The following is a 25,344-nucleotide window of genomic DNA, read 5'->3' as shown; positions in this document are numbered from 1 at the left end:
CCTCGCCTACTCCTACTTGGCAGACAATTTTTCAACAGCGGCCTTCAGGAAGTTTACTTTACTCCAGGCTGTTCCGCCTTGTGCGAGCGGATCCACCACGTTTACGAATACGTTGCCGTTTTTCACAGCGTTGATGCTCTTCCAGATCGGGTTGTTTTGCAAGTCTTCCAAAGCTTTCGGGTTGTCTTTGTTCTCGTCCGTAGAGAATTGAACGAAAATGTAATCCGGGTTGATTTCGCTGAATTTTTCCAGGGATACGACTTCTTGCGCCTTCGCTGCTTTTACTTCCGCCGGAGCTGTCAGGCCCAGGTCAGCATACAGGGACGGGTTGAAGAATACTTTTTCCGGATAAATGTTGATGTTGCCGCTGCGCAGACGAATCACGACGACTTTTTTGTCTTTCAGGCTGTCGCCCAGCTGTGCTTTGGCTGCTTCTACGTCTTTTTTGTAGTCGTCGATCACTTTTTGCGCTTCTGCCTGTTTGCCCGTCAACTCGCCCAGCAAGAGCAGGTTGGCTTCCCAGTTGGTCGAAATGTGCGATACCGGGAAAGTCGTTTTGATTTTGTCCAACTTCTCCATCGTTTCTGGCGGGAATTTGCTGCTGCCCAAAATGACGTCCGGCTTCAGAGACAGGATCGTTTCCAGGTTTGGCTGGGTTTTCTCCCCGATGGATTGCGCTTCCCCGGTGATGGGTGCAAACATTTCCGGGAACTTGCCGCCGACAGAGATTGCTCCAACCGGTTTTACGCCGAGCACGAGCGCGTCTTCCATGGACTCCATGCTGCCTGTGATGACGATGCGCTCCGTTTTGCTTGGAACAGTGTATTCTTTATCCAGATATTTGAGCGTGCGAGTTTCCTGCTGGGTTGCCTCTGCCGCAGGTTTTTCTGTAGTAGTTGCAGCAGGTGCTGTGTTGTTGTTTGCCGCGTTGGAATCCGCTGCCTGCTGTCCGCCGCACGCCGTCAGTGCGATGGCTAGCATCGCGATGCTAAAGCCAAGGTATATCTTTTTCATCCTTTGAAAAGCCCCTCTCACCTATTTGTGTAACATTTATTATTGATAACGATTATCATTCGTGATTATAGAGCATCTGCCTGTCTGCGACCATAGACGATATCCAGATTCAACATGGACGATCTCCTGAAAGCAGCTTCACGCATTGATCGATAATCCGTTCATGGGCCATCGCCGAATATTCTCGCCACGGGTCTGCCGTAATCAGCTGCGTCCGGTTGTTGCGGACGGCCTTCAAGTCTTGCCAATGCACCGATTGCTTGAGCAGCCGGAAACGCTCCAACGTCTCTGTTTCCTGGCAGACGAGCAGCAAAATCCTGTCCGGGTCGAGCGCCGCTACCTCCTGCAGCGTCACGGACTGGTCGTACACCTCCGCCTGCGTGACGTAGGCGGGATTCATTTGCAGGCCGTTGTAAAAAACGTCGTGCATGCTGCGGTTGCAGTGGAGGGCCAGCTCGTGCTTGAACACGCGCAAGATGAGGAGCTTTTCGTCGCCCAGCTTTTGCCGCAGCCCTTCCCGCGCTCGGCCCAGCTTTTCCTCGTACGCGGCAAGCCAATGCTCTGCTTCTGCCGACTCGCCCAAAAAATCGCCAATCATCCGCAACTGCTCTTGCCATCCCAGCTCTTCAAAAGGCACGAACAGCGTCGGCGCGATCCTGCCGAGCTGTTCCCTCTCCTGCTCATTGGCCTTGTCCAAAGACAGGATAACGTCCGGCCTGACTTCCTGCAGCATCTCGATGTTCGCCTTCCAGTTTTCATTTTGCCGAAACGCGCTCAAGTGGACGGGAATGTCGTGGCGGTAGTGTTGGTGGTAGTAGGCCGTCCATTTCGGGTGGAGTGGAGCCGCATACGGAATCATCTTCAACGCGAGCATCTGCCCGATGAGCGGCGCCCTGTAGGCAGCGATTTTGCGGTGGCGGCTTTTCATATAAACCGTAGGAGAAACGCCCACTTCTTTTTTGAATTTGCGGCTGAAGTAAAACTCGTCGTTGTAGCCTACCTGGTGCGCGATTTCCCGCAGCTTGGCGTGGGACTGGGCCATCAGTTGCTTCGCCCGGCTGATGCGCAACTGTGTGACATAGTCCATCGCCGATACGCCGTACGTCTTTTTATACAAGTCCACAAAATACTTCGGACTTACTTCCGCAATGCGCGCCAGCTGCTCGATTGTGATGTTTTGCGAGTAATGCTCTTCCATGTAGGCGCGCGCCCGCTCCAGCGCCGTAGCAGAGTCTTGGGCGGAAAAATCGACAGCCTTCACGATGTGGTGCCACAGCTCCTGAAACAAAATCTGGCTGCGAAAACGGGCGACTCCCCCCTCCTGCTGCCATTGCTCCGCGATTGAATCACACTGCATGACAAGCTGCCCGCCGGAGTTGACGGAAACTTCGCCCACCAGGGGAAATTCATGCTCCTCGCGCAATACGCGCAATTGTCTTTTCCGCTTTTGCGACTCCCTAAAAACATCGAAACGCAGCACGTACATTCGCAGGTCGTCTGCGGAGTCCATGTCGATTCCGAAGGTGCTCATCGGCGGGCAGACGTAGATCGCATCCTGGCGCAGCTGATGCTCCACGCTTTCCAGGCGCAGCCGGCCGCGTCCTCCGGTTACTACCAGCAAGATGTGCGCGTTCGTAAACTGCTGGCGGAGGCGTTCATGCTCATCTCCTTTCACCCAGGCAATATCGCGAAGCTTGAAAATGACATCCGCCATCACATGCTCAGTAAACTCCCGAAACAAGGCTTGTCTATCGCTCATCATTCGTCACACCTTTTGCCTTCCTGAATATTTCACACGGAACTGTTCTATGTACCTGGATGTTTATTTTGAAAATAATTCTCATTATCATGATAAAAGTATACCAAAACAGGCGCTCACTTCCTATCTCCTGTCAGCAGTACGGAAAAAATGAAAAAGCTCCGCCTCAAAAAAGCCGAGCTTTCTGTCGCTTGTCGCGGTATCTGTTTTCTTGCAAGCGGCTCAAATTCTCCCCGCCTCGCTCATGTACTTCATGATCTTGATGACGTAGTGTTGGGTTTCCTCCGGCGCGAGCGTCAGCCACTGCTTGCCCCCCTGGCGAACAGCCTGCCAGACGTGGTTCAGCCCCCAGTTGTACGCTGCCAACGCCATCGGCAGGTCGCCGTCAAATTCATACAGCATCTCTTTAATGTACATGGCGCCGCCTAAAATGTTTTGCCACGGATCGGTTCGATCCACACCCAATCCTTTTGCTGTCTTTTCCTTGAGCTGCATGATGCCAAACGCGCCTGCCGTGCTCATGCCCGCATTTTGGCCAAAATCCGACTCGGCATAGGCGATCCCGTAAAGCAGCAGCGGATCGAGCTGAAACAGACGCGCCGCCTGATCCAGCCACTTTTTGATTTGGGGGAACTGCTCCCCGTCCTCTGCTGTTTTTGGCGGAATGCGTAAAAGCTGCCCGACATGGAGCAGGTCGGAAACGAGCCGGTTTGCCTGCTGGAGCTTTCCGCTAGTCGTGCCGTACGCTTGGGCAATTTGCCACAGACTTTCTCCCGGCTGGACGGTGTGCAAGCTGTCTGTGATGCACACCGGCTGCGGCGGACAGCCAGGTTCCTTTTTGCCATGCAAGCAATCTGCCGCATCCGCAGCCAGAATCCCTTCTTCTATTAGCGTGCGAAGCATAAATCGGGTGCGTTGCCCGTAAGTATGAGAACGAACGGTCCGAAGCCCGTTCGCTTGCAGCGTCCTTCGCTCTTCCGGCCTTTCCAGATAGTGCCGGAGCAAATTGGCCGTCTGTATCGGCGAGGATGACGCCAGCATATCATAGCCTGGGGTAAAAATACGCCGCAGCCCGGGAGTGTCGCGTGTGAGCAGCAGACCGCCGCTTCCCGCTGCTGCCAGCATCCGCTCCGAGATTGACTTTTCTGCCGACTGCACCTCGATGACGAGATCGGCGTGCTGATAGACCTGTCGCGCCTCCATCTGGCCTGTCTGCTCCACAATCCAGTCATGCGGAATGTTCAAGCCAAAAAACGGCTTCATTTGCGCCCATTCCTTGCCGTAAAAACGGGCGGGAACGCCAAGCGAAAGCAGCGGCCAGATGAGCGTATGCAGTGCACCCGCGAGATCGTGCTCAAGCTGATGCCGGTACATATACGGGCTGGCAGGAGAGACAACGGCCACGGGGATGCGTGGCCCGTTTGCACGCTCGTCTGGCCGATACAGTTCTTCGTCGTAGCCAACATCCATGTGCGCCGCGCGGATTCCAGCCTCCCTGTAGACAAAAACTGTTTCCGGGGAGACGGTAAAAACAAAATCAGCCTGCATGCGCAAAGCGACAGGCAGTGACCAGATGTGCACAAAAGCAGGGTCTTCCTCCGCCCAGTAAACCAAAGGCACCTTGGCCTGTTTGATTTGCTTGCAAATGTACGCTTGCTGTGTCAACGTCAGCTCCGGCCCCCAGCCTGTCATGACGATGAGGGATGGCTGAAACGATTGAAGCAAAGCAGGTAGATGCAGCCCGGTCAACAGCCCGGAAATCAGCACGTGATGACCGGCATCGTGGAACCCGTACGTTAATCCGTGAAGGAGCGCCTGGCTTTTTTCCAAAAACAAAATTCGCATGTGCTCCCTCCGACACTTCAAAATTGCTTTATGGCTGTCGCTCCCTGATTTTCAAATACTGATCCACATAAATATCGTAGGAAGTCAGCCCGTTCTCCTTCATGATGTGCTCGATGGTCACACCGTACGTCTGGGCAATTTTCCACAGTGTATCGCCGGGGCGTACATCGTGCACCTCGTACCGCTCGCGAATCCGATCCATGTAGGAAATCCACTGGCCTTGCCCTGCCGCCGTCGCGATTGATTGGGGCAACAGCCCTTGCGCTTGCAGCACCTCGACCATGTACTCGGCGCGATGCTGGTAGCTGGCATGGCGAACAGCCAGTCTTCCCTGCTCCCGTATTTCTTTTCGCTCCTTGGGATGCTGCAGGTAATGCTCGATGATTTGCAGCGTATCTGTAGCCGAAGCAGCCGCGACCAGGTCTTTTCCCGACGTAAACATGCTGCGGACGGCCTCTGTATCCTGAGTAACGAGAAATCCTCCCGACCCCAATATCTCATACGTCCGCTGTGTCAGCTGTGTCTCGTAGTTTTGCAGGCCGATCATGATCTCTGCCGAGCTGTAGACCTTGTGGGCATCCGGGTAGGACAAATACCCGTGAATCCACTCCTTGGGAATATCCAGCCCCAAATACGGCTTCATTTTATCCCAGTCCCGCCCGTAAAAATCAATGCGTATCCCCTCGTGAAGCAGGGGGCGAATCAGTGTGAACAGCGACACCAGCCGATAGTGCCCGGTGTACTGCTCGAATACATGCGGATAAGCGTTGGCGACAACGGCGATAGAGGTTCTATACCTCTCCTCGATTGGAACGGGACAATGGATACTGGAGTGGAATCCGAAATCCATGTGCGCCGCCTTGATCCCTCGCTGCGCGTAATAGTCCAGGCGCTGTGAACAGATGGTAAAGACGAAATCGGGCTGTACCCTCTGAATCAGCGGCATTGTAAAGCTCTCGGTAAACGTAGGGTCTTCTGTCGCCCAGTACACGAGCGGCACATCTGTTTGATGGACATGCCGATGAATCCAGTCCAGCTTGACAGGGGTTTGCTCCGGCCCCCAGCCGATCATGACAATCAAGTCCGGCTGAAACTCTTGCAGCATTTCCGGAATGTTTTGTTCCGTCAGCGGTCCCGAGATCATCACATCGTGTCCTGAGTCGCGAAACCCGTTTGGCAGTCCGTGAATCCACATCGGATGACTTTCCAAAAACAATACGCGCATTTCCTCACCTCGCCGTCCTTCCTACTGTTTCCGCTCGATTACGTCCCTCTTGGCTGGGCAAACCTCTCCAGCTTTCCAAGCGCATACTGGATGAGCTTTGGATTCTCGCTGTCAATCCCGTAAAAGAGCGTCCAGAAGCTGATCGTCTTGACGTAAAACGTTGTGATCCGGTCCAAAAACGTGGCGTCGATCTCCCGGTTGTAATAGCTCAATACTTTATGGGCAAATGCCGCGCCATACGCCCGGTATATCCCAACAAAATCATAGGCAGGGTCGCCTGCCCCCATCGCTCCAAAATCAATAATTCCGTTCAGTCGTCTGTTTTCAAAGTCGTAGAGCAGATGCTCCGGCTTCAAGTCGTTGTGCAGCAGTGCCGGCTTGAACCGGAAGTAATCCGGGTTCGCCAAAAACGACTGGAAGGTTTGCCGGGTCCACTGCTGCAGCTTGACAGGCATGTAGGAAAAAGCCTTCCGCTCAATCCGGGCGAGCAAGTTTTCATAAAAAACGCGGGTCAATCCCGGATCAATCGCCTTGTCGAACGACTTTTCCAACGGGTAGGCATGCAAGCCGCTCAAAAATCCGCCAATCGCCTCCGCCACCTTCTCCTGCTCCTGCTCAGACAGCCCGCTCATCTCTTCCCGATAAAGCGGCTTGCCGACAATCATCGGATAGCCGACGTACTTGATGTCGTCGGTCGGCGCAGAAGAATAGACAAACTGCGGAATCGCCACAGGCACCATCGATCTGAGCTGTGGCAAGATTTGCATCTCCCGGCTGATAATCGCCTTGGCTTCTTCGGTCTTGGGGAAGCGAAAAATCATTTTCTCTCCCACGATGACGACAAAATTGCTCCAGCCTGTATCGTCCACCCGGAATGATTCGTTACGTAGCTCTGGATAACGCTCTTGCAGCAGCTTGCGCAAAGGGTCAAGTTGCACACGAAATACGCCCCTTTCCAGACCGCGTTCTTACTCAGTTGTTGTATTGTATGACTTGGCTTACGAAAGGCAACGATAAAAAAGCCCCTAATGTGGCCTTTCCGGCAACATTTGGGGCTTTGCCGCTATAGATGTGCTAATGGAAAAAATTTTTTTACCAATGCTCAGCAAATATAGTATAATTGATGATAATGATTTTCATTTTCGCAAAAATTCATATTAGAGAGATTGTTGCACATAAATGGCGGGTTGTTTACTCACAGAATCAGCTGAGGAAGGAACGATTCTATGGAAAAAGTTTTGGAAGTAAAGGACTTGCATGTGTCCTTTGACACGTATGCAGGTGAGGTAAAAGCGGTGCGCGGAGTGTCCTTCGATTTGTACAAGGGAGAGACTTTGGCCATCGTGGGGGAATCCGGCTCCGGGAAATCCGTTACCTCGCAATCACTCATGCGGCTCATCCCTTCTCCGCCGGGACGTATTCCGAAAGGACAAGTCCTGTTTGAAGGAAGAGACCTGGTCACCCTGTCGGAAAAAGAGATGCAGGAGATTCGCGGCCGCGATATTTCGATGATTTTCCAGGACCCGATGACCTCGCTCAACCCGACCATGACGATTGGGAACCAGATTATGGAGAGCTTTATCAAGCACCAAAAGCTGGGACGCTCCGAAGCGCGCGCTCGCGCCATTGAACTGCTGGAGCTGGTTGGGATTCCGTTTGCAAAAGAACGCGTCGATCAATACCCGCACCAGTTCTCCGGCGGGATGCGCCAGCGGATTGTCATCGCGATCGCACTCGCCTGCAATCCGAAAGTCATCATTGCCGACGAGCCGACGACCGCGCTCGACGTGTCCATACAGGCGCAAATTTTGGAGTTGCTCAAGGACATCCAGAAAAAGATGGGCACGTCCATCATTTTCATTACGCACGACCTTGGCGTCGTAGCCAACATGGCTGACCGTGTGGCTGTCATGTACGCGGGAAAAATTGTCGAAATCGGCAAAGTCGATGAGATTTTCTACGATCCGAAGCATCCGTACACATGGGGCCTGCTCGGCTCGATGCCTAGCCTCGATACAGACGACGAAGAGCTGATGTCGATTCCCGGCTCGCCTCCGGACATGTTCAAGCCGCCTGTCGGTGATGCGTTTGCGGCCCGCAACCCGTATGCGCTGAAAGTCGATCTGGAGTATGAGCCACCGATGTTCAAAATCTCCGACACGCACTACGCGGCAACCTGGCTGCTGCATGAAATGGCTCCACGGATCGACCCGCCCGCTTCTGCTGTGCGCCGCAGAACTGCTTCTGCGGAGAAGAAAGCCGAGAGTCCGCGCCCGCAAAAAGCGCTCTCGTACGACCAGCGCGAGAAGCTCATCGAAGTCAAAAACCTGAAGCAGCATTTCGACCTTGGCGGCGGACAAGTCCTGAAGGCGGTCGACGGCATTACTTTTGACATCTACAAAGGCGAGATTTTCGGACTCGTAGGCGAATCCGGGTGCGGAAAATCCACTACCGGCCGGACGATTCTGCGCCTGTATGACGCTACAGACGGCGAAGTGCTGTTCAAAGGCAAAAGCGTCCACGGCAAAAAATCGAGCGAAGAGAAAAAATGGCTGAACCGCAAAATCCAGATGATTTTTCAGGACCCGTATTCGTCCCTAAATCCTCGTCTGACTGTATCCGATATTATTGCGGAAGGCTTGGATATTCACAAGCTGGCTACCAAAGAGCAGCGCATGGCGAAAGTGCACGAGCTTTTGGAAACAGTCGGTCTCAACCGCGAGCACGCCAACCGTTACCCGCATGAATTTAGCGGCGGGCAGCGCCAGCGCATCGGGATTGCCCGCGCTCTTGCAGTCGATCCTGAGTTTATCATTGCCGACGAGCCGATCTCCGCGCTGGACGTGTCGATCCAGGCGCAGGTCATCAACCTGCTCAAACGTCTGCAAAAAGAAAAAGGGCTGACCTATCTGTTCATTGCCCATGACCTGTCGATGGTCAAATACATCAGCGACCGCATCGGCGTCATGTACCGCGGCCGCATCGTCGAGCTGGCGGAAAGCAACCGCCTGTACGAAAATCCGATTCACCCGTACACCAAGTCCCTGCTCTCTGCCATTCCGCTGCCAGACCCGGACTACGAGCGCAACCGCAAGCGGATCGTGTTCGACGATCAGGCGTATCTGCAAAACCAGGACGAGGAAAGAGTGCTGCGGGAAATCGAGCCAGGCCACTATGTCGCCTGCACCAGAAAAGAATTTGAACGCTACGGCGGCGGTGTGCTGGTGTGACACCTTTACACGCATGACAAATATAAAAAGGGAGAAAGCCTCGGCTCTTCTCCCTTCTTTTTATCTTATCTGTCAAGACTTCACCCTGAGCAGGCGCATGCTGTTCAGGATAACCAGCAAGGCAGCACCTGTGTCGCTCAAAACGGCCAGCCACAGGGTCAGCCAGCCCGGAAAAATCAGCACGAGTGCGGCCAGCTTTACCACGATGGAAAACCAGATATTTTGCTTGATAATCACCAGTGCTTTGCGGCTGATCCTGACCGTGTGCGGCAGCTTTTCCAGATTGTCGGCCATCAGAACAATATCGGCAGTTTCCATTGCAGTATCCGTCCCTGCTCCGCCCATCGCAATCCCCAGATCGGCCGTTGCCAGCGCAGGCGCGTCGTTGATGCCGTCCCCGACCATGGCGACGACTTTGCCCTCCTGTTGCAGCTTTTTCACCGCTTCCACCTTGTCCTGCGGCAACAGCTCAGCAAAATAACGGTCTACGCCCGTCTGGGCCGCTACCTTTTGCGCCGTTCCCGCATTGTCGCCTGTCAGCATGATGATCTCGCTGATTCCCGCCGCCTTCAGTTTACTGATCGCGCCGACGGTAATCTCGCGGATCGTATCGGCTACTGCGATCATGCCAAGCAGCTTTTCGCGAGTACCAATCACGATCAGTGTATTGCCTTCCGCTTGCAAAGACGCGATCTGCTCCTGCCAGGCGCTCATGTCTGCGCCCAGCTCGGCAAACAGCGCAGGCTTTCCGGCGTAGTACACTTCGCCATGGATCGTCGCCTGCACGCCTTTTCCCACCAGCGTCTGGAAGTCCTCGCCCGCGAGCGCCGCCACCTGCTTTTCCCTGGCGTATGCGACAATCGCCTGGGCAATCGGATGGCTGGAACGCTCCTCCATCGTCCTGGCAATCGCCAGAATGGCTTCCTCCGTCTCGCCTGCGGCCACTACCTGCGTGACACGCGGCTTGCCTTCTGTCAGCGTGCCTGTCTTGTCAAAGGCAATCGCCTCAATCGCTCCGGCCCGCTCGAGAAATGTCCCGCCTTTTATCAGCACGCCGTTTCGCGCTGCGTTCCCAATCGCCGAGACGATGGCAACAGGCGTCGAGATAACCAAAGCGCACGGGCAGGCGACCACAAGCAGCTCCAGCGCCTTGTAAAACCATTCTCCCCACGTGCCCATGCCGAGCAAAGGAGGGAACACGATCACAAGCAAAGCGAGAACCAGCACGATTGGCGTGTACATGGCGGCGAACCTGTCGACGAACGCCTGGGTCGGAGCCTTTTTCTCCTGAGCCTCCTCCACCAGATGAATGATGCGCGCAATCGCCGTATCCTCAACGAGCTTTGTCACCTTGATTTCCAGAGCGCCGCTTTCGTTCACACTGCCCGCAAACACTGCGTCGCCCGCTTGCTTGTCGACGGGAATGGACTCCCCGGTGATCGGGGCCTGGTTCACGCTGGAATGTCCGAACAAAATCTCTCCGTCCAGCGGAATCTTCTCTCCCGGCTTGACTACGATCACGTCGCCTACGCCAATTTCCTCCACGGACATTCGGGTCAGCGAATCGCCTTTTTTCACCCACGCTTCGGGCGGGGCCAAATCCATCAGGTTGCGAATCGAATCGCGCGTCTTCTCAATTGACTTGGTCTGCAGAAAATTGCCAATGGAAAACAGCCAGACAACGGTCGCTCCCTCCAGCCACTCCCCGATCAGCGCTGCGCCAAGCGCCGCAACGGACATCAAGACGTTCATGTCCAGCGACTTGCTTTTGATCGCGTAAACAGCGCTGCGCGCCGGACGCAAGCCGCCGCTGATAATGGACAGGGCGTACAAGATCGTGCTGACCCACACAGGGACGCTGGTCAGCGACACCAAAAAGCCAAGCGCCAGAAATGCGCCGGACAGTGAGGTGAGCACCGTGCCTGCGCGATCTTTTTGAACCGCCTCGCGGGCTGTTCGCCGCTCAAGCCGCTTGGCGCTGTAGCCTGCCTTGGCGACTTCCCTGATAACGGCTTCGTCCGGCAGTCCATCGGAGACGAGCTGCATTTTTCCGGTGGAAAAGTTGACGCTCACTTCCTTTACCGCAGGAAGCGACCTCATGTGCCGCTCCAATGACTTCGCGCACGAGCTGCAGTCCATGCCATGCACGCGATACACAATCGCCTGCGCAGACAAAACGCCCGCGCCGTCCGCAGTGCTCGCGGCGGCTGGCTCCAGCACCGTGAGAATTTTTGCCGCATGGGTATGCTCTGAGCTGCAATGGTGCCCGCTGCAGCACCCGTCTTGCTTTGGTTGATTTGACATTCGCTCTCACCTGTTTCCCAAGCATCTATTTTTCCCAACTGATTCCGAATGAATCCAGCAAACATTCAAATAAATATTTAATTATTATATTATTCGATTCCAGTTCCTGGTTCAAGAGAAGAGTTTTTCGTTTTGCGCCTATTTATTTTTCCATGAAAAAAGGCCAACCAGAAAATGCTGGCTGACCTGGCAAGTTCGCATGTTTGTAAAAAAGTACAAACTTCGACATTATTTGTCTCTGCTTTCTGATAAATTGTAAGGAGCATTCTGATAGCCGAATGTTTTTTTATCATGAAAGGACGGAACGAAAAATGAAAAGAATGTTAATGATCCTTTTGCTTGCTAGTTTGTCTCTCATGACAGCCTCTTGCACCACAGCTTCACCATACCAGGTACATGTTCAATATCAAATTACGTTAACGGATGTATTTAAACATCAACACTCATGTTCGCTCTATCAATTTGAAAAAATTACCAAAGAATTATCTAATGCACAAGACAAAGAAAAACTAGCGTATATTTCAGGAATGATTGATAGTACTCTAATAGACAATCCCGCCTTCCTTCCAGCGATTATCCTAATCAATGATGAAACAAAACAAATCATAGCCGATGAACAATTACACTCTGGAGTTTTAACATTATATAAGTATATAAACGATTATCTAAAAAATTTGCAATCGTTACTCGAACAGAATGATCTTACAGAAATTCAAAATAGACGAGATGAACTAAAGAAACTGAGCACTCTTATGCCGAAAATAAATGATGATCGGCTTTTCAGTAATGACAAGACAAAAATCGAATCCTATAAAAAAGACCTGGAATTCGTTCTCCAACAATTTCCGAAGAATTAACCTCACTTCCGCTCCACGATGGCAGCCTCCAGCCCTAACGCAAACTGGCGATCGCTCTGCGGTATACAACCGGGAACGATCGCCAGTTTGTTGAAACAGGCGGGAGCGAGAGTCTCTCTCGTTACTTCGTCTGCTTTTGTTTCGCGTTGGCCGCCGTTTGCCAGCGCTCGCCGCAGTCCAGACAGACGCATTTGACAATTTTATTTCTTTCCAGATGCGTGCGGAAGGCAAAGAGCACGAATGCGCCGATCAGACCGAGAAACAGGAAAATGACAGGCGTTCCTTGCACGGCTACGCCGATCGTACCCAGCACGACCAGCACAGCGGCGTAGATCGAAATATATAAAGGGCGGTTGATCGCTTCTGTATAGTCGATTTTCCTGGAACGGCACTTTGCGCACTTTTGTTGGTAATTCATTGCATTCTCTCCCTGTTTTCACTATCACGTACATAGGCAATCATGTTCATCTTACACGAAAACAGAAAGAGACTCTACTGCTATCCCCCCAATCGTTGCGAAAAAACGCTCACCGTCCTGGCGCCGCTTCCGGCTCCCTTTTGACCGGGAAGCCTTGCCGCACCCATTCGTCAAAGCCGCCGTCCAGATTTTGCACGCGGGAAAAACCGTTTGCTCGCAGCAAGCTGACAGCTATGGCCGACCTCCGCCCGCTCTTGCATTGGACCAGGATGGGACGATCACGCGGCAGCTCCTGCATGCGCTGCGGCAAGTAGCCGAGCATGACGTGCTTGGCTCCGGGGATGGCGCCTGCCTCCCACTCTTTTTGGTAGCGGACATCGAGCACGAACAGATCGCCCGCCTGCACCTGCTCTCGCGCCTGGGCGGGGGTGATTTCTGCATAGGAGGCAAACGGCGGATCGCAAGGAAGGTCGTAGACAGCAAGATCCATCACAGCCGCGACCTGATCCAGACCAATCGACCGCAAATCCTTCAATACGGCAGGGACGGACTGTGGATCGGCCAGCAAGTAGATCGGACGTTCATAGTCCAGCAGCCATCCGGCCCAGGTCGAAAACGATTTGTCGTGCGGAAGATTGAGGACGCCCGGCAAATGCTTCTGCGCGAACTGGCTGGCCGGACGGGTATCCACGACAACGCCCTGCCTCGTCCACGCTTCCACTGTACGGATGGAGGCGGCTTCCTGCACGACAGGCGCAATTTGCTGCACCAGATGCGGCCCGACTTTGTTCAAATGCTTCATCATTGCAAAATAAGTCGGCGGCTCCGGCTGGCCGGCAAGCAAGCTCTGCACAAATGCCTGTTCATCCTCATGCTGCAACGCCCAATTCGTGCGCTTTTCATATCCAACTGTCGACGACTGGACAGCCCCGATTGCCTTGCCGCACGCACTGCCTGCCCCGTGCCCCGGCCAGACCTGCAAATAGTCGGGGAGCTGCTTGAAGCGCGCAAGCGAACGAAACATTTGGCGTGCCAGCTCTTCGGCGGAGCCGCTCACATTCGCCGCTTTTTCCAGCAAGTCCGGGCGGCCGACGTCACCGACAAACACGAAGTCTCCTGTAAAAATGCCAATCGGTTCATTCGCAGGCGAGCCGCCGTCTGTCAAGAGCAGCGCAATATGCTCCGGCGTATGCCCCGGCGTGTGGAGCACCTCGAAGGTCAGCTTGCCGATCTGAAATGTATCCCCGTCTTTTACCAAGCAGTGATTGTACTCGGCAGCGTATTCGTAACGCCACTCGGGGCCTCCTTCGTCTGACAAATACAGGACAGCGCCGAGCCTGGCCGCGAGTTCCCGCGCACCGGAGAGGAAATCGGCATGGATATGCGTTTCTGTCACGCCGACGATCTTCACGCCGTTTGCTTTTGCGGTCTGGACATACGGCTCGATGTCGCGCGCCGGATCGATCACAATCGCTTCGCCTGCCGCCTGGCAGCCTACCAGATAGGAAGCCTGGGCCAATTTTTCGTCGTAAAAATATTTGAGCAGCATATCGTCGCCCTCCTTCATTGCTTATCTGCGTTTTGTCTGTCCTACATCCTGCCTTTAAGCATCCCGTGCCAATACATGACGGGAAGCACCTCTTTTTTCAACCAGTACATGCTGCGCCGTTCACGGGATTGATCGAACGGAAACGTCTCCCGCGGAATCTGCTCGTAATCAAATTCAGCCAAAATCAGTTTGCCGTAGCCTGTGACGAGCGGGCAGGACGTATAGCCGTTGTAATGCCGACAGTCCCGTTTGCCGTTGATGTGCGCCAGCAGATTTTGCACGACGACCGGAGCCTGCTTGCGAATGGCCGCACCTGTTTTGGAGGTGGGCAAATTGGCGCAATCCCCAAGCCCGAACACGTTGACAAAGCGCGTGTGCTGCAACGTGTGCCTATCCACGTCCAGCCAGCCATCCGCATCAGCGAGCGGGCTTTTTTTGATAACATCAGGGGCGCTCATCGGCGGCACGACGTGAATCATGTCGTAGGCCATCGTCACCTGCTCACGGGTATTCACGTTTTCGAAAACCGCTTGCTTTTGATCGGCGCGAATCTCGATGAGGTTGTGCTGGAAGGTTGTGTAAATCTGTTTTCGTTCGACGACCTTCTGCAAGGCATCGGCATACTTTTTCACGCCAAAAATGGTCGGCGCTCCCGAAACAAACCGGATGATGGATTGCTCACGCACACCTGACCGACGAAAGTAATCGTCCGCCAGGTACATGATTTTTTGCGGAGCGCCGCCGCATTTCACCGGAGTGTTGGGCTGGGTGAAGATCGCCGTCCCGCCCTGAAACTGGCGGATGCTGTCCCATGTGCTCTCCACGTAGTCGTACGAGTAATTGCTGCATACCCCCTCTTTGCCGATGCTCTCCTTTAGCCCTTTTACCTTGTCCCAATCGATCTGGATTCCGGCTGCAACAACGAGGTAGTCGTAGTGCAGCCTGTTTCCGGCCGCAGTCACGACGGCATTTTCTTTTGGCAAAAATGCTGTGACAGCCTCTCTGACCCAGATCGCGCCTTTCGGAATGACCGCCGCTTCGTCGCGTTCGGTCACTTCCCTGCTGACCACTCCGGCACCTGCAAGCGTCCACAACGGCTGATAGTAGTGCTTGGCCGCATCATCGACTATGGCAATCTGCCCCGAAAGCTCCCGTGCTTTGCGCAGGAGCTGCGCTGCAACCGTGATCCCTGCACTTCCGCCTCCGACAATTACAAGCTTGTAACGCGTCTGTTGACCCGCCTCCGCAATCATCCTCCACCTCATCTCCCTGACCATGTTTTAAAAGGGGCGCATAGCCACTTGCCCTGTCACACGGACAGATTGGCTGCTTCAAGATTGACTGGAATAATCAGGAAAACCCCATACAAAAGAGCTATGACGCTCTCCCTCCGAACATGAGCCTGATTGTTGGAGAACTGCAAAATGCCTTTGCTCTTTTCGTGCGAATGTCTATAATAGTAGGACATGGACGTAAGCGAGAGGTGATTTTTACGGTGGACGACATCTGTGAGATTCCATGTTTTGATGAAGAAAAAGTCCGTCGCTTGAAGCCGTACGCGTCTGAATCAGAAGGCGCAGCCAAAATTTTCAAGGCGCTCGCCGACGACACCCGGGCGAAAATCATTCATACTTTGTCCCTGGAAGACGAGTTGTGCGTCTGTGACGTGGCAGCCATCATCGGCAGCTCCATCGCCAACACCTCGCATCATTTGCGGCTTCTGCGCAACATGGGACTGGCCAAATACCGCAAAGAAGGCAAGCTCGTCTTTTACTCGCTGGACGATGACCATGTGCGCCACCTGATCCAGGCGGGAATCGAGCATGCCAAAGAACAGAAATCGACTGTCCGAGCTACGTGACTGCTCGGTTTTTTTATTGCTCCATACGCCCTTTTCGCAAGCGCAAGGAATTCAGCACGACCGACAGCGAGCTGAACGCCATGGCGATTCCCGCCAGCCACGGTGCCAGGAAGCCGAGCATCGTCGCCGGAATCGCGATGGCATTGTAAAAAAAGGCCCAGAACAAGTTTTGCCGGATGTTTTTCATCGCCATTTGGCTGAGCCGGATCGCGCGGACTACCCCTTTTACCTCGCCGTGCATGATGACGACATCGGCCGAATCCTTGGAAATGTCCGCTCCCGTTCCCAGCGCAATGCCGACGCTTGCTGCGGTCAGGGCAGGCGCATCGTTGACCCCGTCGCCGACCATGGCGATCTTTCTCCCTTTTTCTTGCAGGCGCAAGATCAACTCCGCCTTTTGAGCAGGCAGCACGCCCGCGTACACCTGCCCGATTCCCGCCTGTCGCGCCACGCTTTTTGCCGTATACGGGTTGTCTCCCGTAATCATGATGACGTCCTTGCCCAGTTTGCGCAGTTGGGCGACCGCTTTTTTCGCGTCTCTTTTCAACTGGTCCGACAGCACCACATACCCGGCCAGCCGCCCGTCGATGGCTGCGAGCAGCACCATTTTTCCTTCCGCTCCCTGCCGCTCCACCTGATCGAGCACACTGCCGATGTCCACGTTTTTACGGGTCAGGAGCCTGGGCGAACCGACGACAACCGTATGTCCTTCCACTGTCGCCTCGATTCCGTAGCCGGGCAGCGAGGAAAAGGACGTGGCTTCCGGGATGGACAGCCCCTGCTTTTTCGCATGGGCTACAATCGTTGCGGCCAACGGGTGCTCCGAAGTCATTTCCGCCCCGGCCACCAGCCGCCAAAATGCCGCCTCGCTCCAGCCCCGCGTGTTGACGCCGACGACCTCGTGCGCCCCTCTGGTCAACGTGCCTGTTTTGTCGAACACAATCGTGTCGATCTTTTGCAACGCCTCCAAATACTTTCCTTGCTTGAACAAAATGCTCATCTGTGCCGCTCTGCCGGACACAACCAGGATCGACATCGGCGTAGCCAGCCCAAGTGCGCACGGGCAAGCGATAATGAGAACGGCAATCGCTTTTTCCAGCGCTCCGCCGAAGTCTTGTGGCATAAAGACGTAATACCAGGCCAAAAAAGTAATGGCGGCAATCGCGATGATGATCGGCACAAACACATCGGTGATTTCATCGGCCACCCGCTGGATTGGCGCCTTCGACAACTGCGCTTCCTCCACCGTGCGAATGACCTGCGTCAGCGCCGTGTCTTCCCCGACCTTCGTTGCCTTGACCTTGAGCCAGCCGCTCTGGTTCAGCGTCGCCCCGATGACGGCATGCCCGCTCCATTTTTCTACAGGCAAGCTTTCCCCCGTGAACATCGACTGGTCGACGCTCGCGTGCCCTTCCAGCACAATCCCGTCCGTCGGTATCCGCTCGCCTGGTTTGACGAGAAAAAGATCGCCCACCGCAAGCTGCTCCACCGGAACCGTACACACCTCATCCCCGCGCACCACATGCGCCAGCGCCGGCTGCAGCTCGTGCAGTTGTCCGATAGCATGCTTCGTCCGGTCCTTGGCCGTCGCCTCCAAATATTTGCCCAGCAGTAAAAACGTAAAGATGACGGCGCACGACTCGTAGTAGACCGTCAGCCCATGACTCGCCTGCCCAATCGTCGTAAAGGTCAAGTAATGGCTGTACAAAAAAGCGGCCGTGGTGCTCAGCACAACCAGCACGTCCATGTTGGCGGAACGGTTTTTCAAGGCGTTCCACGCTCCGAGGTAAAACGATTGCCCGATGAACAACTGAATCGGCAGCGTCAATGCAAACTGGAACAACGGCATCTGAAACAAAGGCGGCACCCATAAAAACGACGTCAGCGAAAAATGCGCCGCCATCGCCCACAACAGCGGAATCGTCAAAATGGCTGAGAAAATGAACCGCCAGAGCAGCGCTCTTTTTTCCCCGTGCGTCTCTTCCTGCTTCAAGCTCGCGGAAAAACCGAGCTGTTCGATTTTCGTCATGATCTCCTGATCGTTGGTCAGCGAAGGGTCAAAGGCTACCCGCGCCTTGTTGGTCGTCAGATTGACGTGTACCTCCTGCACACCCTGGACCTTGCGCAGCCGCTTCTCAATCCGATTGGCACAGGCGGCGCAGGTCATGCCTGTAACCTGATACGTTTGGTGGATGGTCATGAAAAACTCCCCTTCAGCTTCCGAACATGTCCTCATGTCCAACCTATGCGCAAGGACCATCTCGTAGAAGATGAAGTATGAACGGCCGCGGCTGTGAATACGATAGGGAAGCTTGTAACTTATGGGAAAGTGGTGAAGATGATGCGCAAATCTGTCGCCCTTCGGCTGTCGTGCCTGCTGCTGGCTCCATTTGCCCTCATTGGCTGTGCCCCCCAGGACCATGTCGGGCACGCCAGTACCGCTGCCGCACAGCAAACGAACACGCCGATGCTTGAAGAACTGTCGATTCCTTTGCAAGTATCGCTCGAACCTTCTCCGGCCAGAAATGTGCAGGAAAACGCGCTGCACATAACCGTTCCGGCCGAGCATGCAGCCAAGCTGGAAACGGCTACCGTATCCGTCTCCCTGAGCATGCCGAACATGGACCACGGGGCAATCGTCTTCGAAGCCGTGAAGGAAAAGGAAGGCGAATACGTCGCGCAAATCATACCGACCATGCTGGGCGATTGGCTGGCTACGATTACATTTGAGATAGACGGCAAAGCCATCAGCGCCACCTATCCTTTTCGCGTCGAACCATAAACCGCCGCTTCGCTCTACCACAACCATGGATTGACGGTAGGAATCCAGCCGTTGATCGCCAGGCCGCGCAACACAGACAAAATCCCGATACATAGCGCGAGCGCATTGCCGACGAAGAGCACTTTGGAACGGAGTGTTTTGGTCAGGACAAAAGAAAACAGGCCAATCGCCGCGAGCGCGGGCAACGTGCCAAGGCCGAACACGCCCAAAGTCGCCATCCCTTGCGCCATGCTTCCGGTCGCGGCTGCTTTCATATGCATCGTATAGGTCAGCCCGCACGGCAAAAAGCCGAGCAAAAGCCCACTGACCAGCACTGGCGCGATTCCTTGCCGCGATTGGAGCAGGTGAAGCAGCTTTTGCGCGGATGAAAGCTGGAGCGGGCTGTATTTGTCCAGGGGCAGCGCCACCTTTTTGACAACCCAGAGAATGATAAGCAGCCCTCCGGCGATATTGGCAATGCCCTGCAATCCGACGACCACCCCTGCCGCATTGACAAACGACCCGGCAAATCCCATGAATGCGCCTGCTGCCATATACGTCACAATCCGGCCCGTATTGTACGCCAGGATCGTTTGCAGCAGAGACGCTTTGGATTGAAGCGTCATGGTCGACATGATCCCGCCGCACATCCCCAGGCAGTGGGGAGCGCTGAGCAAACCTGCCAGAAAGACGAGCCAGTAATCGTAAAGTCCCGTATTCATCATCGTGCAGCCCCTCTTTGTCAAAAAAGTATAGACTTGCGCTGTTCCCCGTCCCGGCACTTTTTTACTGAACTTGAAATTGCAGCTGCGACGAAAAGCCAACATCCTTTTCCTAGCGTAATGGGTAGTCGGTGCATTTATGACTTTCACAGCAAACGAAGTGGACGCAAAAAAGCAGCAGAACGTCGCGGCTCTGCTGCTTGCTGTGTCATTCGCCTGTACTTTCTGTTCTTGCTTCGGAGTGGAAAGAGTTGTAGCTGACAAACTCTCCGACTGGCTTGCGGTAGCCGCGCACACGTTGACTGGACGTGTCTTCTTTTCCAATCGTAATCATCAACGCCGGGACGTAGCGGTCAGGGATTTGCAATATCTCGCAAACCGCTTCCGGGTCGAAGCCGATCATCGGGCAAGTATCCCAGCCTTTGTCCTTGGCAGCGAGCATGAACAGCATGGCGGACAGGCTGGCGTTGCGAATCGCTTCGTCCCGTTTGAACGGCTCTCCCCCTGCTTCGTAAAAGGAGTGGACAGACGAGACCGTATCATCGTATTCGCACTGGTCCATGACGCCCAGATGCAGCAGCCCTTCGTTGATGCGGGCTGCGTCTTTGTAGGCTTCCAGGTCGCCCAGGACGATGATGACTGCCGAGGCTGTTTTTACCTTGTATTGTCTCTGTGCCGCTTCATATACCCGCTCTTTTGTCTGTGGGTCAGTGACGACGACATAGTGGGCGTGCTGCAAATTGAAAGCAGACGGGGCAAATTTAACGAGGGACATGATGTCCTCGATGTCGGCCGTAGAGATCGGAACGGACGGGATAAATTTGTTGGCAGACCGCCGATTTTTCACCAATGTAGAAAACTCGCTCATAAAAAGTTCCTCCTCATCGTCAGGGATGGTTTTGTTTTCCTTGATTTTTAACATCTTAATTTAGAGATTTTAGGAGAAAATTAGCTCGATTGCGATTGCGCCAGGTACTGACTGCACAAGAAGAAGTCTGGCGACAAGCAAGCGAATATGTACAACAAATATCTCTAATTTGAGATAATCATAAAGCAGGAATAACTCTTTGTCAACAGCCCGGGCCGGAAGAACTGTACTCCCGGCCCTGTACATTCTAGCGGCTTTTCTTGACCGTGATGCAGAGCGAAGCCTCCTGCTCCAGCCAATCCTGCATTTGTTCCAGTTTAAACAACTGTTCAATATGGTGCACGCCGTGCGGAAAAGCTTGTGAATACAGCGCTTTTGCGACTGATCGCGCCCGTGCAAAAGATACTCCGCAATGGCCGCGTACTTTCCCGCTTTTCCCCGTGCCTTAACTTTGACGGCGAAGCGGTCGTCGCCCATTTTCAGCCTTGCAAACGCCGCTACGACTGCCTCGCGCACCCGCGGCTTGCAGAGCAATCGGCACAATCCCATGCTGCACAGCCCTGCCCGTCTGATTGGGGACGATCAGACTTTTTGCCTCACGCATTTTCAATTAAAGCAAGCGACTTTTGCCGAAGCTCGGCTATCTCGGCTTCCACCGCCTTCAGCTCACGCTGGAGGTTGTTCAGCAGACTTTCGACCTTCGCACGCTTTTCCTTCGCCTGGCGCAGCGACGTCGAGATGCGATCCTGGACGATCCAGTCGGTAATGATGTTGTCGAAGAAAAAGTCTGCAAAGGTCAGCATTTCGCCAATCTCGATCCGGATGTGGCTTTGGCGCTGCACGTCTTGCAGCTCCCGCTCGAAGCGCCGCAAGTTTCTTTGCGCCTGATGTATTGACTCGCGGGCCTCGTTGATGCGGCTGTGCTTCATCGCGGTGGATAACGTGCCGCCGCCAAGCATGTCCCACGCCCCCCAGGAGCTGGCGGAGTCGAGCTTGTCGATCGCCTTGCGGAGTTGCAAAACCGCGGCATTCCCCGCGCTGATCGCCTCTTTCAGCTCTTTTTCGTGCGCTTCCAGCTCGGCCTCCCGCTCGCTATGTACACGAAGCTGCGCCGCCAACTCAGGCCGCTGCTTGCGAATCAGCCGCTCCTTCTCGACGAGCAGAGCGGCGAGACGCGCTTCCAGATCCGACATCTGCTGCAGCCTGCTCTTTACCTCTGCCAGCTCTTGTTCCAGCTCTTTGACGGTATCGGCCGCTTCCTCGTACTTTATTTTCGCTTGCAAAAGCTCTTCCGTTTCCTTGGACAGCTTCTCTTCTTTTTTTCCAATCAGACTGTAAAAAAACGCGCCAAAAGACATGCCCGTCAATTTATCCACATCGCGCTGCTCCCGCTGCAATTGCTTGTGCAGCGAATCACGCTTTTGCACCGCAGCTTTGTACTGCTCCTGCAAAAGCTTTACGTTGTGCTCCGCGTGAAGCTTTTGACGCAATTGGGCTTTGACTTGCGCAACCTGGCCGTTCAATTCCTGAAACACTCGCTACCCCTCCCCTGCAACCTCTTTTTTTCATACGGGAGCAACCTGCAAATGTTTCAGTTTTTGGAAAATGGCTGTTATTGCCCCTTATCGTTACTCTGCCCTGCTCAAGACATTTGATAAATTTGAATCAAATTCCCGCACGTATCGTTCAAGACAGCCAGCGTCACATCTCCGGCTTTTGTCGGAGCCTGCGTAAAGGTGACGCCGAGCTTGGTCAGCCGCTCGTACTCCTTGTAGACGTCGCTCACTTCAAACGCCGTCGCCGGGATGTTTTGTTCAAAAATCGCTTTTTGGTAGGCCAAAGCCGCAGGATTCATATTTGGCTCCAAAACGAGCTGCACACCATCCGGGTCTTCTGGCGACACCACCGTCAGCCATCTGGCCCCGCCCATCGGGATGTCCATTTTGGTCACGAACCCGAGAATGTCCGTATAAAATTTTTGCGCTTTGTCCTGATCGTCGACAAAAATACTTGCCAAGCTGATTCGCATAATGGTCCTCCTGTTCTTTTTTCAGGCGTATTTTTTGCTAGTGTGCCCTACTGACGCCGTTTGCCTACCTGCTGTCAAACATGGACATTGTCGCCAAGGCGAAAAGCCTCAGCGGCAGCTTGTCCGTAGTCTATCGCTGATTATTGGCTCCCATGCAGTTGGCTTTGGCGGTATTCGCCGGGCGTCTTTCCCGTCGTTTTTTTAAACAGCGTGATAAAATACGGCGTATTCGGCATGCCTACCTCGGCCGAAATCGCGGCAATCGGTTTGTCTGAATGAACGAGCAGTTGCTTTGCCTTGTCGATCCGCTTTTGCTGCATGTATTCCACAGGTGTCATGTCCTTGATCCGCTTGAATGTCCGCTGCAAATGATAGGGGCTGCCGTGACACATGTCGGCCAGGTGGGCCAGTGTCAGCTTTTCGCTGTAGTGAGCGTCGATATAGTCGGTAATCTGCGCGACCCATTCCCGATCAGGCAAACGCTGCCCAGTGGGCTTGCACCTTTTGCACGGACGAAAACCTTCGCGAATCGCCTCGTCCGCCTGCTGAAAAATCCGGACATTGCCCCATTTTGGCGGCTTCGACTTGCACGAGGGCCGGCAAAAAATCTTTGTCGTCTTTACCGCGTAAAAAAACTGGTCGTCATAAGACGCATCGTTGGCGATGATCGCCTGCCATCTCTCTTCGGTGACACAAAGCTCCATTTCGCCCACCTCCACCGTCAGTATACCCTCGGTCGCCTCGATCCGTCCCGCTATCCCGATAAAAGAGCAAGATAACGAAATGACAGCAGTCTACCCGCCGAAGCTTGCGTCGATAATAAAAAGAAAATGACCCTGCCCACACCAAACCTTTTTCCTGCGCTCAAAACCGTTGCAGAGCGGACCGGGCAAGGCTTGTTGTGCTTCGGCTGGCAGTATTTGATTGACGCAGCACAACTCATCGTTGAAGGGGAACTGTCGAAAGAGCTATGATGGGACGGAGGAGATTCTCAACATGCGCGGGAAAGCACTGGCAACATTCGCGGGATTGGTCCGTGAACGGCCAGCTACGCCTTCATACGCTCGCTGCGGATGCCGTCTGCTTTTCCCGTCACGATGTCGGCTAGCACGATGCCAGCCGAATTTGTTGCGCTATCCCGCCATGGGACGAGACAGAAGCATACGCTGCCTTTTCCTGATGGCGTTTTTTGACTAACAAAAGGAGGTTCCACCTGAATGCTGAAAATAGGCTCGCACGTCTCATTCTCCGGCAAAGGTCTGCTCAATGCCGCAGAAGAAGCCGCTTCCTACGGCTCAAGCACGTTCATGATCTACACGGGTGCACCGCAAAACACGCGGCGCAAACCGATTGAGGACCAATACATCAGCGAAGGCAAGGAAGTCATGGCCAAGCATGGCGTCGAGGAAATCGTCGTCCATGCTCCCTACATCATCAACCTGGGGTCCTACAAGGAAGACACCTTCGAGCTGGCCGTCCGCTTCCTGCAGGAAGAAATTCGCCGGACGGACTACATCGGCGTCAAAAATATCGTGCTCCATCCAGGCGCCTATACGGACAAGGACCCAGAGTACGGCATTGCGCGCATTGCGGAAGGCTTGAATCAAGTGCTCGCCGGAGTCAAAGACACCGACGTCAAAATCGCGCTGGAAACAATGGCGGGCAAAGGAACAGAGATCGGACGCAGCTTCGAGGAAATCGCCGCGATCATCGAAAAAGTGGAAGACAACAGCAAGCTCGCCGTCTGCATGGACACTTGCCACATGCACGATGCCGGCTATGATATTGTCAACGATTTTGACGGCGTCCTGGAGCAGTTTGACCGGATCATCGGCCTGGATCGCCTCACCGTCGTCCACCTAAACGACAGCAAAAACTTCCGCGGAGCGAAAAAAGACCGCCACGCGCCCATCGGTGCCGGACTGATCGGCTTCGACGCCATGAGCTACATTGTAAACCACGAGAAAATCCGCCACCTGCCGCTCGTGCTGGAGACGCCGTGGATCGGCAAAGAAAAAGGCAAGGAACGCCCGATGTACGAAGCGGAAATCGCGCTGTTGCGCGGCGAGGTGGAAAAACGGTTCGGGGACGAGTTCATGGACCATGTGGAGCGCTTGGACCACTTTTTCCGCAAACAAGATGTGACCAGACGCGAATACGTCGTCGGCATCTGGGAGTTGCTGAAAAACGACGCCAAAGCCAAAAAAGCGGACGGCCGCGAGCCAATGGAGCGTCTGTACGACATGGCCGTGGAAGCACGCCTGTTCCCGGAGCTGTCTGAAGAGCAGCTCAACCACCGCCTGACCGCCTGGTTCGCGATCCCGAAATTCTCCTAAATACTCCTGCTCGAAAAAGCATCAACCTGGCTGCGCGGCTTCCTTTTGTTGGCGATGAAATGACGATCATCGAAAACAGGAGGAAGCCGTTTGTCTGCCAGCGAAAAGCTCACGCCCTACAGCGTGTTGGACGGAATCCGGAACAACACGTACCGCCCCGTCCACATCTGTGACGTGATAACGATCTTCTCCGCGCCCCGCTCAAAAAAGTACCCTGCGCCTTCCTGCTGAACAAAACGCCAGCCAGCGGCCGCCACTTCCCGCTTCATCGCTTCTGCTCCCGCGTCTTGCCCGGAGGGTGCGCCGTACCAGTCGACGCCGTCCACGGTTGCCAGCTTGATGAGTTTGCCGTTGTAGCCGTCCAGAAGCGTCTTGACCTCGCTTGCCGAACTTCCGGAAAAAGGCAGCGCAGGCCCCGCTTGCAAGTAGACGAAGCGAGCCGCCACAGCCAACAGGCAGAAGACAAGCAGCGATAGCAGCACACGCGCCCTCGTTCCTCGCCAAATCGTTGACACTTTTCACACATCCCTTTTAAAAAAGTGGAAGAATACTCAGGTTGGGTCATT

21 protein-coding genes are annotated in these 25,344 nt (G+C 54.3%); 5 read left to right on the top strand and 16 right to left on the bottom strand.

Annotation, left to right across the window (positions count from 1 at the left end; genetic code table 11):
• Positions 1-12: 12 nt before the first annotated feature.
• The 5 genes from AAFJ72_RS01895 to AAFJ72_RS01875 all read right to left on the bottom strand — a co-directional run bounded on the left by AAFJ72_RS01895 (position 13) and on the right by AAFJ72_RS01875 (position 6,781).
• Positions 13-1,014, bottom strand: coding sequence for an iron-hydroxamate ABC transporter substrate-binding protein (locus tag AAFJ72_RS01895; protein WP_432775859.1), 1,002 nt, complete (start codon positions 1,012-1,014; stop codon positions 13-15).
• Between the two features lie 109 nt (positions 1,015-1,123).
• The gene (locus AAFJ72_RS01890) at positions 1,124-2,773 is read right to left on the bottom strand and encodes an AraC family transcriptional regulator (RefSeq protein WP_432775858.1); all 1,650 of its coding nucleotides are present in this window, start codon (positions 2,771-2,773) and stop codon (positions 1,124-1,126) included.
• A gap of 222 nt (positions 2,774-2,995) precedes the next feature.
• Entirely contained in the window at positions 2,996-4,618 is a 1,623-nt protein-coding gene (locus tag AAFJ72_RS01885; protein ID WP_122904713.1) for a transglycosylase SLT domain-containing protein, read from the bottom strand.
• A gap of 28 nt (positions 4,619-4,646) precedes the next feature.
• Positions 4,647-5,843 carry a glycosyltransferase family protein gene (locus AAFJ72_RS01880; protein WP_122904712.1) on the bottom strand — a complete coding sequence of 399 codons (1,197 nt, stop codon included), beginning with the start codon at positions 5,841-5,843 and terminating at the stop codon, positions 4,647-4,649.
• A 38-nt stretch (positions 5,844-5,881) separates the two neighbouring features.
• Positions 5,882-6,781, bottom strand: a complete 900-nt coding sequence (locus tag AAFJ72_RS01875; RefSeq protein WP_122904711.1) for a phosphotransferase family protein — start codon at positions 6,779-6,781, stop codon at positions 5,882-5,884.
• Positions 6,782-7,069: 288 nt separating this feature from the next.
• Between AAFJ72_RS01875 and AAFJ72_RS01870 the strand changes: the two genes are divergently transcribed.
• The gene (locus AAFJ72_RS01870) at positions 7,070-9,073 is read left to right on the top strand and encodes an ABC transporter ATP-binding protein (protein WP_122904710.1); all 2,004 of its coding nucleotides are present in this window, start codon (positions 7,070-7,072) and stop codon (positions 9,071-9,073) included.
• 72 nt (positions 9,074-9,145) lie between these two features.
• Here AAFJ72_RS01870 and AAFJ72_RS01865 read toward each other — a convergent pair whose 3' ends face one another.
• A complete protein-coding gene (locus tag AAFJ72_RS01865) occupies positions 9,146-11,377 on the bottom strand; it encodes a heavy metal translocating P-type ATPase (protein WP_432775857.1) in 2,232 nt (743 codons plus the stop codon).
• A 311-nt stretch (positions 11,378-11,688) separates the two neighbouring features.
• Between AAFJ72_RS01865 and AAFJ72_RS01860 the strand changes: the two genes are divergently transcribed.
• Entirely contained in the window at positions 11,689-12,234 is a 546-nt protein-coding gene (locus AAFJ72_RS01860; protein ID WP_432775856.1) for a hypothetical protein, read from the top strand.
• 121 nt (positions 12,235-12,355) lie between these two features.
• Here AAFJ72_RS01860 and AAFJ72_RS01855 read toward each other — a convergent pair whose 3' ends face one another.
• From AAFJ72_RS01855 to AAFJ72_RS01845, 3 genes are all read right to left on the bottom strand, one after another.
• Positions 12,356-12,652, bottom strand: a complete 297-nt coding sequence (locus AAFJ72_RS01855; protein WP_122904707.1) for a hypothetical protein — start codon at positions 12,650-12,652, stop codon at positions 12,356-12,358.
• A 109-nt stretch (positions 12,653-12,761) separates the two neighbouring features.
• A complete protein-coding gene (locus tag AAFJ72_RS01850; protein ID WP_432775855.1) occupies positions 12,762-14,201 on the bottom strand; it encodes an MBL fold metallo-hydrolase in 1,440 nt (479 codons plus the stop codon).
• A 41-nt stretch (positions 14,202-14,242) separates the two neighbouring features.
• The gene (locus AAFJ72_RS01845) at positions 14,243-15,454 is read right to left on the bottom strand and encodes an FAD-dependent oxidoreductase (RefSeq protein ID WP_432775854.1); all 1,212 of its coding nucleotides are present in this window, start codon (positions 15,452-15,454) and stop codon (positions 14,243-14,245) included.
• Positions 15,455-15,696: 242 nt separating this feature from the next.
• On the opposite strand from AAFJ72_RS01845, the gene AAFJ72_RS01840 reads away from it, so the two are divergent.
• The gene (locus AAFJ72_RS01840; protein ID WP_432775853.1) at positions 15,697-16,062 is read left to right on the top strand and encodes an ArsR/SmtB family transcription factor; all 366 of its coding nucleotides are present in this window, start codon (positions 15,697-15,699) and stop codon (positions 16,060-16,062) included.
• Between the two features lie 13 nt (positions 16,063-16,075).
• On the opposite strand, the gene AAFJ72_RS01835 is transcribed toward AAFJ72_RS01840, so the two are convergent.
• Positions 16,076-18,262: a heavy metal translocating P-type ATPase gene (locus tag AAFJ72_RS01835; protein ID WP_432775852.1), complete on the bottom strand. Its 2,187-nt coding sequence runs from the start codon at positions 18,260-18,262 to the stop codon at positions 16,076-16,078.
• A gap of 138 nt (positions 18,263-18,400) precedes the next feature.
• On the opposite strand from AAFJ72_RS01835, the gene AAFJ72_RS01830 reads away from it, so the two are divergent.
• Positions 18,401-18,844 carry a FixH family protein gene (locus AAFJ72_RS01830; RefSeq protein ID WP_432775851.1) on the top strand — a complete coding sequence of 148 codons (444 nt, stop codon included), beginning with the start codon at positions 18,401-18,403 and terminating at the stop codon, positions 18,842-18,844.
• A gap of 14 nt (positions 18,845-18,858) precedes the next feature.
• Here AAFJ72_RS01830 and AAFJ72_RS01825 read toward each other — a convergent pair whose 3' ends face one another.
• From AAFJ72_RS01825 to AAFJ72_RS01805, 5 genes are all read right to left on the bottom strand, one after another.
• Positions 18,859-19,545, bottom strand: a complete 687-nt coding sequence (locus AAFJ72_RS01825) for a sulfite exporter TauE/SafE family protein (protein WP_432777132.1) — start codon at positions 19,543-19,545, stop codon at positions 18,859-18,861.
• Positions 19,546-19,753: 208 nt separating this feature from the next.
• A complete protein-coding gene (locus AAFJ72_RS01820; protein WP_432775850.1) occupies positions 19,754-20,413 on the bottom strand; it encodes a nitroreductase family protein in 660 nt (219 codons plus the stop codon).
• Positions 20,414-21,009: 596 nt separating this feature from the next.
• A complete protein-coding gene (locus AAFJ72_RS01815; protein ID WP_432775849.1) occupies positions 21,010-21,948 on the bottom strand; it encodes a hypothetical protein in 939 nt (312 codons plus the stop codon).
• 107 nt (positions 21,949-22,055) lie between these two features.
• A complete protein-coding gene (locus AAFJ72_RS01810) occupies positions 22,056-22,442 on the bottom strand; it encodes a VOC family protein (RefSeq protein ID WP_432775848.1) in 387 nt (128 codons plus the stop codon).
• Between the two features lie 140 nt (positions 22,443-22,582).
• A complete protein-coding gene (locus tag AAFJ72_RS01805; protein ID WP_432775847.1) occupies positions 22,583-23,146 on the bottom strand; it encodes a bifunctional transcriptional activator/DNA repair enzyme AdaA in 564 nt (187 codons plus the stop codon).
• Positions 23,147-23,659: 513 nt separating this feature from the next.
• On the opposite strand from AAFJ72_RS01805, the gene AAFJ72_RS01800 reads away from it, so the two are divergent.
• Positions 23,660-24,778, top strand: coding sequence for a deoxyribonuclease IV (locus tag AAFJ72_RS01800; RefSeq protein WP_432775845.1), 1,119 nt, complete (start codon positions 23,660-23,662; stop codon positions 24,776-24,778).
• A 116-nt stretch (positions 24,779-24,894) separates the two neighbouring features.
• Here the strand turns inward: AAFJ72_RS01800 and AAFJ72_RS01795 are convergent, their stop codons facing one another.
• On the bottom strand, positions 24,895-25,293 hold the full coding sequence (locus AAFJ72_RS01795) for a hypothetical protein (protein WP_432775843.1): 399 nt from the start codon (positions 25,291-25,293) through the stop codon (positions 24,895-24,897).
• Positions 25,294-25,344: the final 51 nt, after the last annotated feature.

This window comes from Brevibacillus gelatini (assembly GCF_050920745.1).
Lineage (GTDB): Bacteria > Bacillota > Bacilli > Brevibacillales > Brevibacillaceae > Brevibacillus > Brevibacillus gelatini.
This window is presented reverse-complemented; position numbering and strand designations above follow the sequence as displayed.